The 14,433-nt window shown below is 38.6% G+C and carries 11 protein-coding genes; all 11 read left to right on the top strand.

What is annotated here, in order from left to right; all coding sequences use genetic code 11:
• Positions 1–97: 97 nt before the first annotated feature.
• The 11 genes from I586_RS11830 (at position 98) to I586_RS11780 (ending at position 14,407) form a co-directional block, all read left to right on the top strand.
• Complete coding sequence (locus I586_RS11830; RefSeq protein ID WP_010766371.1) at positions 98–1,870, top strand: glycoside hydrolase family 35 protein; 1,773 nt, start codon at positions 98–100, stop codon at positions 1,868–1,870.
• A gap of 17 nt (positions 1,871–1,887) precedes the next feature.
• On the top strand, positions 1,888–2,364 hold the full coding sequence (locus I586_RS11825; protein WP_010766370.1) for a PTS sugar transporter subunit IIB: 477 nt from the start codon (positions 1,888–1,890) through the stop codon (positions 2,362–2,364).
• Positions 2,365–2,416: 52 nt separating this feature from the next.
• Positions 2,417–3,304: a PTS mannose/fructose/sorbose/N-acetylgalactosamine transporter subunit IIC gene (locus I586_RS11820; protein ID WP_010766369.1), complete on the top strand. Its 888-nt coding sequence runs from the start codon at positions 2,417–2,419 to the stop codon at positions 3,302–3,304.
• Positions 3,291–4,100 carry a PTS system mannose/fructose/sorbose family transporter subunit IID gene (locus I586_RS11815; RefSeq protein WP_010766368.1) on the top strand — a complete coding sequence of 270 codons (810 nt, stop codon included), beginning with the start codon at positions 3,291–3,293 and terminating at the stop codon, positions 4,098–4,100. The genes I586_RS11820 and I586_RS11815 overlap by 14 nt, the downstream gene beginning before the upstream one ends.
• Before the next feature lie 16 nt (positions 4,101–4,116).
• Positions 4,117–4,521: a PTS sugar transporter subunit IIA gene (locus I586_RS11810; RefSeq protein ID WP_010766367.1), complete on the top strand. Its 405-nt coding sequence runs from the start codon at positions 4,117–4,119 to the stop codon at positions 4,519–4,521.
• Between the two features lie 18 nt (positions 4,522–4,539).
• Positions 4,540–5,724, top strand: coding sequence for an SIS domain-containing protein (locus I586_RS11805; protein WP_010766366.1), 1,185 nt, complete (start codon positions 4,540–4,542; stop codon positions 5,722–5,724).
• 18 nt (positions 5,725–5,742) lie between these two features.
• Entirely contained in the window at positions 5,743–6,750 is a 1,008-nt protein-coding gene (lacD, locus tag I586_RS11800; RefSeq protein ID WP_010766365.1) for a tagatose-bisphosphate aldolase, read from the top strand.
• 113 nt (positions 6,751–6,863) lie between these two features.
• The gene (locus tag I586_RS11795) at positions 6,864–10,838 is read left to right on the top strand and encodes an endo-alpha-N-acetylgalactosaminidase family protein (RefSeq protein ID WP_010766364.1); all 3,975 of its coding nucleotides are present in this window, start codon (positions 6,864–6,866) and stop codon (positions 10,836–10,838) included.
• 164 nt (positions 10,839–11,002) lie between these two features.
• On the top strand, positions 11,003–11,992 hold the full coding sequence (gene lacD / locus I586_RS11790) for a tagatose-bisphosphate aldolase (RefSeq protein ID WP_010766363.1): 990 nt from the start codon (positions 11,003–11,005) through the stop codon (positions 11,990–11,992).
• Positions 11,993–12,184: 192 nt separating this feature from the next.
• Entirely contained in the window at positions 12,185–13,297 is a 1,113-nt protein-coding gene (gene ald / locus I586_RS11785) for an alanine dehydrogenase (protein WP_010766362.1), read from the top strand.
• Positions 13,298–13,330: 33 nt separating this feature from the next.
• Complete coding sequence (locus I586_RS11780) at positions 13,331–14,407, top strand: M42 family metallopeptidase (protein WP_010766361.1); 1,077 nt, start codon at positions 13,331–13,333, stop codon at positions 14,405–14,407.
• Positions 14,408–14,433 lie beyond the last annotated feature (26 nt).

The following is a 14,433-nucleotide window of genomic DNA, read 5'->3' as shown; positions in this document are numbered from 1 at the left end:
CTGATACAGAATAAAAAAGATATTGATTGACAAAACATACGGAAAGAAGTTAATATGTTAATATATTAACTGAAAGCGTTTTAAAGGAGAGGTAGAAATGCATACGTTTGAAGTAAAAGAAGATTTTCTATTAGATGGTCACCCTTTTAAAATAATGTCAGGTGCCATTCATTATTTTAGAATCAGACCGCAAGAGTGGTATCACTCGCTTTATAATTTGAAAGCGTTAGGATTTAATACCGTCGAAACATATATCCCTTGGAATTTACACGAACAAGAAGAAGGGAAATTTGATTTTACAGCACAACTAGATATTCAAGAATTTGTACGTTTAGCACAAAAATTAGGCTTATTCGTTATTTTACGTCCCTCACCATATATTTGTGCAGAATGGGAATTTGGTGGAATGCCCGCCTGGTTATTGAATGATCGTGATATGAGGATTCGTTCTAGTGATCCACTATTTATTGAAAAAGTTGCTAATTATTATGAGGTACTATTTAAAGAAATTGGCCCATTGCAAATAGATCAAGGCGGACCTGTCATCATGATGCAGCTTGAAAACGAATATGGATCGTATGGTGAGGACAAAGACTATTTATTGGCTTTGCATGATTTGATGATAAAAAACCAAGTCAAAGTACCGCTGTTCACTTCTGATGGTGCCTGGGAAGAGGCGCAAAGAGCGGGAGCACTTTTAGAAAAAGACATTTTAAGTACAGGTAATTTTGGCTCAAAAGCAAAGCAGAATTTTAAGCAACTGAAAAATTTTCATCAGCAGCATGGAAAGAATTGGCCATTAATGTGTATGGAGTTTTGGGATGGGTGGTTCAATCGTTGGAACGAGGAAATTGTGAAACGAGATCCAGAAGAATTGGCAGAAGCTGTTGGTGAAGTTTTAGAAATTGGAAGTATCAACTTATATATGTTCCATGGTGGGACAAATTTTGGTTTCATGAATGGGTGTTCAGCAAGAGGGGACAAAGATTTACCTCAGATAACATCCTATGATTACGATGCTTTATTGGATGAACAAGGAAATCCCACAGAGAAGTTTTTCTCTGTTCAAAGAAAGGTTCATGACTTATTTCCTGATATAGAACAATCGGAACCGTTAAGAAAGTCTGTTTTGGAGCCAAAAGTTGCCGATTTAAAAGAAAAAGTCAGCTTGTTTTCTATTGTAGAATCAGTGTCACAGCACACCCCAAGCAAATATCCTGAAAATATGGAGAAACTAAATCAACATTATGGCTACTTACTTTACAGCACGAAAATTCCAAGCCATCCAGATGAAGAATTTATCAGAGTGATTGATGCAAGTGATCGTGTTCATGTTTTCTTGAATCAAACGAAAATAGCGACACAATATCGAGAAGAAATTGGAGAAAAGATCTTTTGTAAACCAAGTAAAGAGCAAAATCAGTTGGATATTCTCGTTGAGAATATGGGGCGGGTGAATTACGGTCATAAATTGTTAGCAGATACACAACGAAAAGGGATTCGTAGCGGCGTCATGTCGGATTTACATTTTATTTGTGAATGGGATCAATACAGTATCGATTTTTCCAAATTGGATCACATTGACTATAAGCAAGCATGGATTGAGGGAACACCTGCATTTTATCGCTATGAATTAGTTGTTGAAAAAACTGGAGATACATTTATCGATTTACAAAAATTTGGGAAAGGAGTGGTGATTGTCAATGGATTCAACTTAGGTAGATTCTGGAATTGTGGACCGACACAATCGTTGTATGTACCAGCCTCCATCTTAAACACTGGAATCAATGAAATTATCGTGTTTGAAACAGAAGGAGAATGGTCATCAGAACTAGCATTTGAGAAACAACCAAAATATAAAAAAATGTAGAAAGGATAGTGAAGAAAATGAGTATTATTGCAGTAAGAATTGACGGGAGATTGATTCATGGACAGGTAGCTAACCTTTGGACAACTAAATTGGATATCAGTCGTATTATGGTTGTGGATGATGAAGTCGCAGAAAATGCAATTGAAAAAAGTGGATTAAAATTGGCAACGCCAGCTGGTGTAAAATTAAGTGTTTTACCTGTAGAAAAAGCGGCAGCAAATATTTTAGCTGGAAAATATGATTCACAAAGAGTATTGATCATTGCGAGAAAACCAGATCGGTTATTGAAACTAGTGGCATTAGGTGTTCCAATCAAAGAAATAAATGTTGGGAATATGTCTCAAAGCGAACACTCAAAAGCAATTACGAAATCGATCAATGTACTAGAAGAAGACATTGAGGTTTTTAAACAATTAGATAGTGCAAATGTAAAATTAGTATCCCAAATGGTACCAAGTGATAAGGCTGAAGACTTTATGGGGCTATTAAAATAAAAAATCCGCGATACTTTAACATCATCTAACGTTTAAATTAGGAGGAATAACAATGGCAATTCAATGGTGGCAGATTCTATTATTAACGCTTTATGCAGGGTATCAAATCTTGGATGAATTACAGATTTATTCAGCATTTAGCCAACCAGTTTTTGCTGGTTTGGTGACAGGGTTCATTATGGGCGATGTAACAGCTGGTCTGATTATTGGTGGTAGTATGCAATTGACGATTTTAGGTGTAGGGACATTTGGTGGCGCTTCCAGAATCGATGCAAATTCAGGAACAGTATTAGCTACAGCTTTTTCGGTGGGGTTAGGAATGAATCCAGAGCAAGCCATTGCAGCGATTGCGGTACCAGTTGCTAGTTTGATGATTCAAATGGATATTCTTGGTCGTTTTACGAATACATTTTTTGCTCATAGAATCGATAGCAATATTGAAGCAATGAATTATAAAGGGATTGAGCGCAACTTCTTACTTGGTGCCTTACCTTGGGCGCTCTCAAGAGCATTGCCAGTCTTTTTCGCTCTTAGTTTTGGTGGTGGATTTGTCGATAATGTCGTAGGGTATTTGAATACAGATTTGAAATGGTTGGGTGATGGATTATCAGTTGCAGGAGCTGTTTTGCCTGCTGTCGGTTTTGCAATTTTATTAAGATATTTACCAGTAAAAAAACATTTAACGTATTTGATTTTAGGCTTTGTGCTTACGGCTTTATTGACCACTGTTTTTGGTAATATTCAATTATTAGGTGGGGCAGTTGCGGGTGTGGCAAAAGATTTTGCACCAATGTTTACTAATTTACCAATGCTTGCGATTGCCTTAATTGGTTTTGCCTTAGCGTTAAACGAATATAAACGGTCAGTTGCACTCCCTGTTGTTGTAAAAGATCATTCACAAGATACAAATGAAGGAGAGATCGAAGATGACGAAATCTGAGTATAAATTAACCAAAAAGGACTTTAATCAAATCAATAAAAGAAGTTTATTTACATTCCAATTAGGTTGGAACTATGAAAGAATGCAAGGATCTGGTTATCTATATACGATTTTACCTCAATTAAGAAAAATGTATGGTGATGATACACCTGAATTAAAAGAAATGATGCGGACACATGCACAATTTTTTAATACAAGTAACTTTTTAAATACGATCATTACAGGAATCGATTTGGCAATTGAAGAAAAAGAAGGGATTTCGGCAAAGGATTCCGTTGCTGGTATCAAAGTAGGCTTGATGGGACCATTTGCGGCAATCGGGGACTCGATTTTTGGGGCATTAGTACCAACGATTTTCGGTGCATTAGCGGCTAATATGGCAGTCAATGGTAATCCTATAGGAGCGTTTATTTGGATGGCAGCTCAGATTGCAATCATGATATTTAGATGGAAACAACTAGAGTTTGCTTATAAAGAGGGAATTTCGTTAGTAACGACCATGCAAAGTAGATTGACCGCAATGACAAATGCAGCCACATTGATGGGTGTATTCATGGTTGGAGCGCTTGTTGCGACGATGATCAATGTCCATTTTGCTTGGGCTCCTTCAATTGGAGATTTAACGATCAATGTACAAAATAACGTAGATATGATCATGCCGCGTTTATTGCCGGCTGCAATCGTTGGTGGCGTGTACTGGTTACTGGGCAAAAAAAATATCACGTCAACTAGAGCAATCTTTATCGTATTGATTATTTCAGTTGCGTTATCTGCTTTAGGTATTATTTCAAAATAGTTGGGAGGCGCTAGGTTTGGAAAATTTAGTATTAGTTAGTCATGGGCATTTTTGTACGGAATTAAAAAATAGTGCGGAGATGATTATGGGACCGCAAGACAATATTTACACAGTTCCTTTATTAGCTGAAGAAGGCGAAAAAGAATTTTTAGACAAATTTGAAACGATTACACATTCGTTGGACCATTTTATTGTCTTTTCAGACTTATTGGGTGGGACACCATGTAATATACTATCAAAAAAAATATTGAATGGTGAATCCTTTGAATTGTATGCAGGTATGAATTTGCCGATGGTTATTAGTTTTGTCAACGCCAATTTAATAGAAAGTCAAAGTGATTTCGTGACCGAAGCCAAAGAAAATACAGTCAAAGTCAATGAGCGATTGGCCAATGACGTCTTTGATGAAGAAGATGAATAGATAGGAGTTTGAACTATAATGGAATTATTTAAAGAAACACCAGAAGTACTCGAAAAAATAGGTGCTCGGATTACAACGCAGGAAATAAAACAACAGCCTAGTTTATGGCAAGAAGCCTTTGATAACTATAAAAACCAGCAACAAGCAATAACTCAGTTTATTGCATCGATCGTAGAAGCAGAAAAAGGTAAAAAAATTCGCGTGATCTTTACAGGAGCAGGCACATCGGCATATGTGGGTGATTCAATCATGCCCTATCTAAATCATAAAGGGAATCAAGCAAACTTTATTTTTGAAAGTATTGCAACGACGAGTATCGTTTCCAACCCATATGATTATTTACAAAAAGAAGTTCCTACACTTTTAGTGTCCTTTGCTCGAAGTGGCAATTCACCAGAATCAGTCGCAACGGTAAAATTAGCTAAACAGCTAGTAGATAACTTGTACCAAGTCACGATTACCTGTGCAAAAGATGGACAATTGGCGCAAGAAGCGGTGGACGATACAAGCAATTTATTACTGCTGATGCCTGAAAAATCGAATGATTTAGGCTTTGCTATGACGGGTAGTTTTACTTGTATGTTGTTAAGTGCACTGTTGATTTTTGATACAAGTAGTTTGGCAGAAAAAACCATAGTTGTCCAAAAAGCGGTTCAAATGGGGGAAGAGGCGATTGCAAGAGAGGCAGAAATACAAACTTTTCTTACTGGATCGCTAGAACGAATTGTGTATCTTGGTTCGGGGAGTTTAGCGGGTCTCACTAGAGAGGCGCAGTTAAAAGTTCTCGAATTAACTGCTGGAAAAATGGCCACTATTTTTGATTCGTCAGTAGGATTTAGACACGGGCCCAAATCGTTTATAAATGATAAAACACTGGTCGTTGTATTTGTTGCGAATGATCCGTATACACGAAAATATGATTTGGATATCGCAGAAGAAATCAACGCTGATCATATTGCAAAAGCAGTTGTTACGTTGGATGTTGAAGGGAAAGAGAATTTTAGTGGCACTCGTTTCACGTATTCTGGAGGGGATGATTTACCAGAAGCCTACCTAGTACTACCGTATATCTTATTTGCTCAAACGATAGCGATCCATAGCTCACTCAATGTTCATAACACACCAGATACACCGTCTGAAACTGGAACGGTCAATCGTGTTGTAAAAGGCATGAAAATTTACGACTATCAGGATCAAAAATAAACAAAAGAGGAGAAACAAATGTTAAAAATTACAGCTGCTAAAAAAGCTGCCATGGATCGCTTATCAACGAAAGATGGCTTCATTGAAGCTTTGGCAATCGATCAACGTGGCGCTTTAAGGAAAATGATCAAAGCATTAGGCACGGAACCAACTGAACAACACATCATTTCATTTAAAAGGATGGTTTCAAAAGAGCTGACACCATTTGCTTCTGCTATTTTATTAGATCCAGAATACGGTATTCCAGCAGCCGAAGTGAGAGATGGAGAGGCTGGTTTATTATTGGCTTATGAGAAAACAGGCTATGATGCTACAACACCAGGTCGATTACCAGATCTCTTAGCGGATTGGTCTGCTGTAGGGTTAAAAGAAAAAGGGGCAGATGCAGTTAAGTTTTTACTTTATTACGATGTAGATGAAGCACCAGAAATTAACCATTTAAAGCATGTGTTTGTTGAACGCCTAGGAAGCGAATGTTTTGGTGAGGATATCCCATTTTATTTAGAATTAGTTTCATATGATACGCAGCTGACAGACCCAATGTCTAGCGAATATGCCAAAATCAAACCAGAAAAAGTAATCAAGATGATGAAAGAATTTTCTAAACCTGAATATAAAGTGGATGTTTTAAAAGTAGAGGTGCCTGTAAATATGAACTATGTGGAAGGCTTTGGTACACAACAGGTGGTATATTCCAGAGCACAGGCGCTAGATTATTTTAAACAGCAAAGTGAAGCGACCCATCTGCCGTTTATATTTCTAAGTGCTGGCGTTACAGCCCAACTGTTTCAAGAGACCTTGGAATTTGCTAAAGAAGCAGGTTCTACGTTTAACGGCGTATTATGCGGACGTGCCACCTGGAAGGATGGGGTAGCACCTTTTGTTGAACATGGAGAAAAAGCAGGAAGTCAATGGTTACGTACGTACGGAAAAGAGCACATTCAACAATTAAATCAAGTAGTCGAACGAACGGCAAGCTCTTGGCATGATAAGGTGGAAGTTGTGACAGTAACAAGTATTCAGTAATTGAAAACGAAGGATGAAACGAGTTCCAAAGGTCAGAATAGACAGTGTCATAGAACATTTTATTTCTAAAAAAATGATAGCGCATTTAAAAAGAGATGGAGAGTGACAGTGGAATGAAGAAAAAGTGGACAACATCTATCAGTATGTTGGCATTAATGACGTGTGCGGTAATAGTCGTCCCGTTAACTGTTCAAGCTGAAACAGAAAATGGAAACAGTGGTCAAGAACAACTACAAGCTACAACAGAACCTACAGCGATGGACAACTATTGGCAGACAAGCTTTCAAGATGGACAGTTAGGCAATTGGCAAGATTTAGTTGGTGGAACAAACAGGACCTTGAAAAACAATGCATTGGATGTTTCTCGAAAAACAGAAGCGGGCAATAATGCGGTAGCTATCAATTTAGATTCACCACAAAAAGCAGATGGAGAAATAGAAACAGCATTCAAATTTAATTCAGGAGAAGGACGTACAGGTGTAATCATTAGAGGTGCATCAAAAGATAGTTGGGTTTTTGTAGGCTATAATGTCAATGGTAAATGGCTTGTTGAAAGTCCGATATCTTGGAACGACGGCATTTCAGGACCTAATTTGGCAGCTGATACGACTTATGTTTTGAAGGTTCGTTATGTTGGAACAAAGATCACGATTTGGCTAAATGGTACACAGTTTTATGACGGAGAACCAGTCTTGGCAAATGGGAGTAAAATACCGACAACATCAGGACGCATTGGTGTTAGAACTTGGTATGATCAAAAAACAGTCAGCTATCAATACTTTAAAAACGGCGACAAGGACACCTTACCAGAAATAATCCCCGAAATTATTGAGTTAGCACCAGTCAAAGTTTTTACAAAAATAGGTGTAACACCGTCACTCCCACCAACAGTCAAAGCTAGCTACAATACTGGTAATCAAAAAGAAGAGAAAGTGACATGGGATAGTATCCCACCTGCATCTTATGAAAAAGTCGGTAGCTTTGATGTTCTAGGCACCGTTGCTGGAACAACGCTAAAAGCAAAAGCAACAGTGACGGTTATAGATGATGGAAGTAATGAAGAGGGTGATGAAATTTCATCAACGGATATTACCGCTATCTTAGATCCAACTTTTCCAAGGGTGATTCGCTATGAAAATCCAAACGATAAAAAGAGTATGTTTAAAGGCCAACACGAAAAAATCAACCAAGTCTTGATTGATGGGAAATCGTATGAAGCAACTGCTGTGAAAGAGGCAACGGCGAAGAATAAAGCAACGTATCACGTGACAGTTCCAACAGTAGGCTTGACGTTTAACGTTCATTTCACTGTTTCTGATGGACAAGAAGTGTCTATGAAAATAGTAGATATTAAAGAGGGCATGACGAAAATCCATACCCTTGCAATAGCCAACCAAGGATTGCTTTCTGTAAATAGTACGGATGCTGGGGCTGCATTTGCAGGAGTAGTCATGAATACTGGCACTAATGCTAATAATGGCAATAAAAATGGCGACACTTTCCAGAACTTAATGACCACAAACGAAGTGGGCACTAAACAATATATGTACGGATTTTTAAATACAGATACCTACGCTGCTAGTTTTTGGACGAATGCCTACGGAGATAAAACAGTAGACAACAGCGATAATAACCGTATCTATAAGCAAACGAAAGAGACCGAATCAGGTTATGTTACATCATTATGGAGTGGGGCTTGGACCTATCGCCCATTCGACGCACCAGATACTTATTTGACAGGTGAAATACCAGAAGTAAAAATCAAATTTGCAAAAGACCTAAATGATGATGGAAAAGTCGATTGGCAAGATGCTGCAATCAATTATCGGGCAATCATGAATAATCCCGTTGGAGCAGAAAAAGTACCTGAACTAGTCAATCAACGAATTCCGTTCAATTTTGCTAGTCAGGCAACCAATCCATTTTCAGTAACGTTAGACGAATCAAAACGTGTTTACAATCTGACAGACGGTTTAGGTCAAATGAATCTATTAAAAGGGTATCAAAATGAAGGGCATGATTCAGCTCACCCAGATTACGGAGCTGTTGGTAAACGACAGGGTGGTGAGAAAGAACTGAATGAACTGATCGAGGAAGGGCATAAACTGAATGCTATATTCGGTGTACACGTTAATGATACTGAGTCTTATCCAGAAGCAAAATCATTTAGTGAAGACTTAGTCGACCCAACAAAACGAGGTTGGGACTGGCTCGATCCGTCATATTTCATTAAACAACGACCGGATACAATTAGTGGAAATCGCTTGGAACGTTTTAAAGAATTGAAGCAAAATGTACCGAATCTCGATTACATTTATGTAGACGTTTGGGGAAACCAAGGAGAAGCGGGTTGGCTAAGTCGCCAATTAAGCAAAGAAATCAGTGGACTAGGATGGATCACGGCGAATGAATTTCCTAATGCATTAGAATATGACTCCATTTGGAATCACTGGTCAGCTGAAAAAGCATACGGCGGAACATCGATGAAAGGGTTCAACAGTAATATCGTCCGTTTTATTCGCAACCATCAAAAAGATACATGGATCATTTCTGATAATCCATTATTAGGCGGAGCAGAGTTTGAAGCATATGAAGGTTGGGTTGGCAAAACCAATTTCAATTCATATATAGAAAAAACCTTTGCGATCAATGTTCCAACAAAATTTTTACAGCACTATCAAATCACGAACTGGGATACAACCACTGCGGGTGATGGTCAGCTATACGGTACCATCAAACTAGCAAAGGATACTGAAAAAGTAGTTGTAACGAAAACTAGTGCCGATGCTGAAAAACGTATAACCTTAAATGGCGTTGACGTATTAAAAGGCAGCACCTATTTATTACCATGGACAGTCAATGATCAACTTAAACTATATCATTGGAATGAAAGGGGAGGGACAACAACCTGGGTGGTGCCAGATACGCTACAAAAGAAAACAAACTTACATGTATACGAATTAACAGATCAAGGCAGAAAAGACAAAGGTGCAGCTAGTATTGCTGGAGACAAGGTCACGATTCAAGCAGAAGCCAAAACACCATATGTCATTGCCGAACCAACTACTACTGAACCAATTAAATTTGGTACGGGAACAGGAGTGAAAGATCCTGGCTTTAATGAAAAAGATACCTTAGCGAAAAACTGGCAAGTTATCGAGGGAGATGCAGCAGTCATCAAAGACCCGAATGGAGACTACGTTTTAAATGCAGGCAAACAAGCAATGACTATCAAACAAGAACTGACAGTACCAAAAACAGGCAAATACAGTCTTTACGTTAATACAGAAACCCATGATAGAAAAGCAAGCATTTTACTAGATGTCGACGGGAAAACCTATTCAAAAGAATACACAAATTCTGTTGTTCAAAACTACATTCAAGCCGATATTAATCATACAAGTAACAAGTATCCGCAGTACATGCAAAATGCCAGACTAGATTTTATGGTGCCTGAAAATGCTAAAAAAGTGACACTTACCTTAGCAACAGAAGCAGGGACGAACAAAACAAAATTTGATGATATCCGCATTATTGAACGCCAAACAGACGTTTCAAACCTAACAAATGACGTCATCATTAAACAAGATTTTGAAGATACCCAAGCATTAGGTCTATTCCCATTTGTTAAAGGACCAGCAGGTGGTGTGGAAGATCCAAGAGTCCACTTATCAGAGAAAAACGAGCCCTATACTCAATATGGGTGGAATGACAATAAAGTATCCGATGTACTATCAGGAAATTGGTCTTTAAAAGCGCATAAACAAGGAACAGGTTTGATGCTTCAAACAACTCCTCAAAATGTGAAATTTGAAGCAGGTAAAAAATATACCGTGCGTTTTGACTATCAAACAGACGGGAAAGACGTTTTCTCTGCTGGAGCAGTAACAGGTGAATTTAAATCACTTCCAGATCTTAAAAAAGCAGGGTCGATCGTACCAACATCAGCAGATGGAAAAACAAGGAAATACGAGGCTGAAATTATCGGTGATGCTTCAGGAAATACAACGTTTGGTATTTATACAACTGGAGGCGCATATGATTTAGTGATTGATAACTTTACAGTGACAGCGCAAAAGACAAAGTAAGAATAAAGGTCGATGAGCTTAGCAGATGAGTGAGGAATCCTCTCATCGCTAAGCTCTTTTTAAAAGGAGTATAGAAAGTCCTCTCTTTTGTCTTTATAAATGCCAGAGCGTATACTCAAAGTAAGAGAGGTTTTCCCTCAAAAAAGAGTAAAGGAGTCATCACTATGATCAAAATCAGTCAAGCAAAAATGGACGCCCTCAATCGCTTATCCAATGAAAAAGGGTTGATCGAAGCATTGGCAATCGACCAACGTGGATCATTGAAAAAGATGATCGCCACAGCTAGCACAATGGCTACAGGAGAAGAAATCGTTGATTTTAAGAAAGTTGCCTCAGAAGAATTAACCCCCTATGCATCAGCAATTTTACTTGATCCAGAATACGGATTGCCAGCAACGAAAGTACGTGACAAAAATTGTGGTTTATTGTTGGCATATGAAAAGACAGGCTATGATACCTCAACACCTGGTAGAATGCCAGATTTATTGGAGAAGTGGTCGGTAGCACGGTTGAAAGAAGCAGGAGCGGATGCTATCAAATTTTTACTTTATTATGATCCGGATGAACCAGCTGCGATCAATCAGTTGAAACATATCTTTGTGGAACGCTTAGGTAGTGAATGTTTAGGTGAAGATATACCGCTTTTTGTAGAGATCGTAACCTACGATACTGAAATTACAGATGCCAGCTCAGCCGCATTTGCTAGAGTTAAACCACATAAAGTGTTGGAATCAATGGTCGAGTTTTCTAAAGCACACTATCATATCGATGTATTAAAGATGGAAGTACCTGTCAATATGAATTATGTAGAAGGTTTTGCTGAAAATGAAGTAGTATATAGTAAAAAAGAAGCCTTAGGCTATTTTAAAAAACAAAGTGAATTAACAGAACTACCCTTTATTTTTCTTAGTGCAGGAGTTTCGACGAAGCTATTCCAAGAAACATTGGAATTTGCAAAAGAAGCAGGCTCTGAATTTAGTGGGGTTCTATGTGGTCGTGCAACATGGCGTGATGGCGTTAAACCGTTTGCTGCCAAAGGGGAAGCAGCAGGTCGTGATTGGTTTGCGACACAAGGAAAAGAAAATATTGACACCTTGAATGAAATCGTTGATCGTTGTGGGACATCATGGCGTTTAAAAGTTGAAGTTAAATAGAGAATAAAAAAACGTCTGGAATAAGTCGCATTATGATTTATTTTCAGGCGTTTTTAGTAAAAGAAGCATTAAAAAATAAAGAGAAAATAAAAATTTTTTCTATGTATTGCGGATGAACTTTCATTAAACTATAATCTAATGAGTGGCTTATTAGTAAAAAAATAAGCAATCCGTTAGAGAGGGTTCTGTACAATGAAAATAGGTATTCCAAAAGAAATAAAAAATGGTGAAAATCGTGTAGCATTACCAGCTGCGGGGGTTTTAGATCTTATTAAACACGGACACCAAGTCTTCGTTGAAACAAATGCTGGACTAGGCGCTTCGATCCATGATGAAGAATACATGGCAGTGGGGGCGACAATTGTAGCGACAGCTGAAGAAGCGTGGGCGCAAGAATTAGTATTAAAAGTAAAAGAGCCATTAAAAGAAGAGTATCCGTATTTACGGGAAGACTTGACGTTATTTACGTACTTACATTTGGCGGCAAACAAACCATTGGCTGAAGAACTAATGAAACGCAAAACGAATACCATTGCGTATGAAAGCGTTCAATTATCGAATGGAGAATTGCCATTATTAGCACCAATGAGCGAAATTGCTGGACGATTAGCAGCGCAGATTGGCGCTCAATTTTTAGAAAAAGTTCCTGAAGGAAAAGGGATTTTACTAGGCGGCGTGCCCGGTGTGAAAAAAGGCAAAGTAACGATCATCGGTGGTGGCATCTCTGGTTGTAATGCCGCTAAAATCGCACTAGGATTGGGTGCAGATGTGACGATTTTAGATGTGAACATCAAGAAATTACAAGAAATTGATAACCAGTTTAATGGTGCAGTAAAAACACTGGTTTCAAATCACTTCAATATTCAAGAAGAAGTAAGACATGCTGATTTAGTAATTGGCGCTGTGCTGATTCCAGGCCATAAGGCACCCGTTTTGGTAACAAAAGAGATGGTTGCGTCAATGCCAGAACATTCTGTGATCATTGATATTGCCATTGATCAAGGTGGAATCTTTGAAACCATCGATGTAGTGACGACACATGACCTTCCAACGTATATAAAACATGGTGTGATTCATTATGCCGTAGCAAATATGCCGGGAGCAGTGCCTCAAACAGCTACATTTGCGTTGGCCAATGCGACATTGCAGTATGTAGTGGAGTTAGCGAATAAAGGCTTTGAACAAGCAATAGAACAAAATCCAGCATTATTATCAGGGGTCAACACCTTGAATGGCGCGATGACCAATCAGGCTGTTGCGACTGATTTAGCTTTACCTTATTTTTCAGTTCAATCCGTTCTATAAATAGTTGAAATCAATAGGAGGCGACGCACACTTATGACGAAAAAAGAATCTTTACAGTTAATTGAACGTTTATCAAATGCATCTGGTGTTTCTGGATTTGAAGACGATGTTGTAGCGATTGCGAAAGAATTTTCAGAACCATTTGCCAAAGTCGATGAAGACCATATTCGTAACGTCTATATGAAAGTTGGGGAACACAAAGCAGACAAACCTACGATCGTATTTGATGCACACAGCGATGAAGTTGGATTTATTGTTCAAGCCATCAAACCCAATGGAACATTGCGTTTTTTACCATTAGGTGGCTGGGTGTCAAATACGGTACCTGCACATCGAGTACGAATCAAAACGGCGAATGGAAGTGAAATTCCTGGTATCATTGCGAGCAAACCACCACACTTCATGACAGATGCGGAACGTAAAGAAGTCCAAACCATCGATGATATGGTAATTGATGTAGGGTGCACAAGTGCAAAAGAGGTTGTTGAAAAACTGAATATTGCTATCGGCGATCCTGTCATTCCAGATGTTACTTTTGAGTATCTTGAAGCAACCGATGTGATGATGGGGAAAGCTTTTGACTGTCGTATCGGTTGTGCTTGTTTGCTGGAAACACTGAAAGAATTATCTGAAAAAGATTCAGAGTTCAATTTGATCGGTACAATGACGGCTCAAGAAGAGGTCGGAGAACGTGGTGCAACAGTGGCAATGAACAACCTTCAACCAGATCTTGCGATTGTATTTGAAGGTTGTCCAGCAGATGATACCTTTTCAGAAGAATATATGATCCAATCCGGATTGAAACGTGGACCAATGCTTAGAAACTTTGATGTTTCAATGATCACTAACCCGCGCTTCCAGCGCTTTGCTAAAGAAACGGCAGAAAAATATGGACTACCAATGCAAAGTTCAGTTCGAAAAGGTGGCGGAACAAACGGAGCAATCATTAATTTGACGAACAAAGGCGTACCTGCCATTGTAATCGGCGTTCCAGTTCGTTATGCACATACACATTATGGGTATGTTGCATATGAAGACTACCAGGCAGCGAAGAAATTAGCGGTGGCTATCGTGAGTGATTTAACAGTAGAGACAATCGAAAGCTTTTAAAGACAGAAAATTAGGGGGAACAAAAA

Source organism: Enterococcus moraviensis ATCC BAA-383, from assembly GCF_000407445.1.
In the GTDB taxonomy this organism is placed as follows: Bacteria; Bacillota; Bacilli; order Lactobacillales; family Enterococcaceae; genus Enterococcus_L; species Enterococcus_L moraviensis.
Note: the sequence above shows the minus strand (reverse complement) of the source record. Positions and strands in the feature narration are given on the sequence as shown.

Coding starts and splice junctions, on each gene's coding strand:
- I586_RS11820 (WP_010766369.1), top strand. CDS start 2,417: ATGGCAATTCAATGGTGGCAGATTCTATTATTAACGCTTTATGCAGGG.
- lacD (WP_010766365.1), top strand. CDS start 5,743: ATGTTAAAAATTACAGCTGCTAAAAAAGCTGCCATGGATCGCTTATCA.
- I586_RS11815 (WP_010766368.1), top strand. CDS start 3,291: ATGACGAAATCTGAGTATAAATTAACCAAAAAGGACTTTAATCAAATC.
- I586_RS11780 (WP_010766361.1), top strand. CDS start 13,331: ATGACGAAAAAAGAATCTTTACAGTTAATTGAACGTTTATCAAATGCA.
- lacD (WP_010766363.1), top strand. CDS start 11,003: ATGATCAAAATCAGTCAAGCAAAAATGGACGCCCTCAATCGCTTATCC.
- I586_RS11830 (WP_010766371.1), top strand. CDS start 98: ATGCATACGTTTGAAGTAAAAGAAGATTTTCTATTAGATGGTCACCCT.
- ald (WP_010766362.1), top strand. CDS start 12,185: ATGAAAATAGGTATTCCAAAAGAAATAAAAAATGGTGAAAATCGTGTA.
- I586_RS11825 (WP_010766370.1), top strand. CDS start 1,888: ATGAGTATTATTGCAGTAAGAATTGACGGGAGATTGATTCATGGACAG.
- I586_RS11805 (WP_010766366.1), top strand. CDS start 4,540: ATGGAATTATTTAAAGAAACACCAGAAGTACTCGAAAAAATAGGTGCT.
- I586_RS11795 (WP_010766364.1), top strand. CDS start 6,864: ATGAAGAAAAAGTGGACAACATCTATCAGTATGTTGGCATTAATGACG.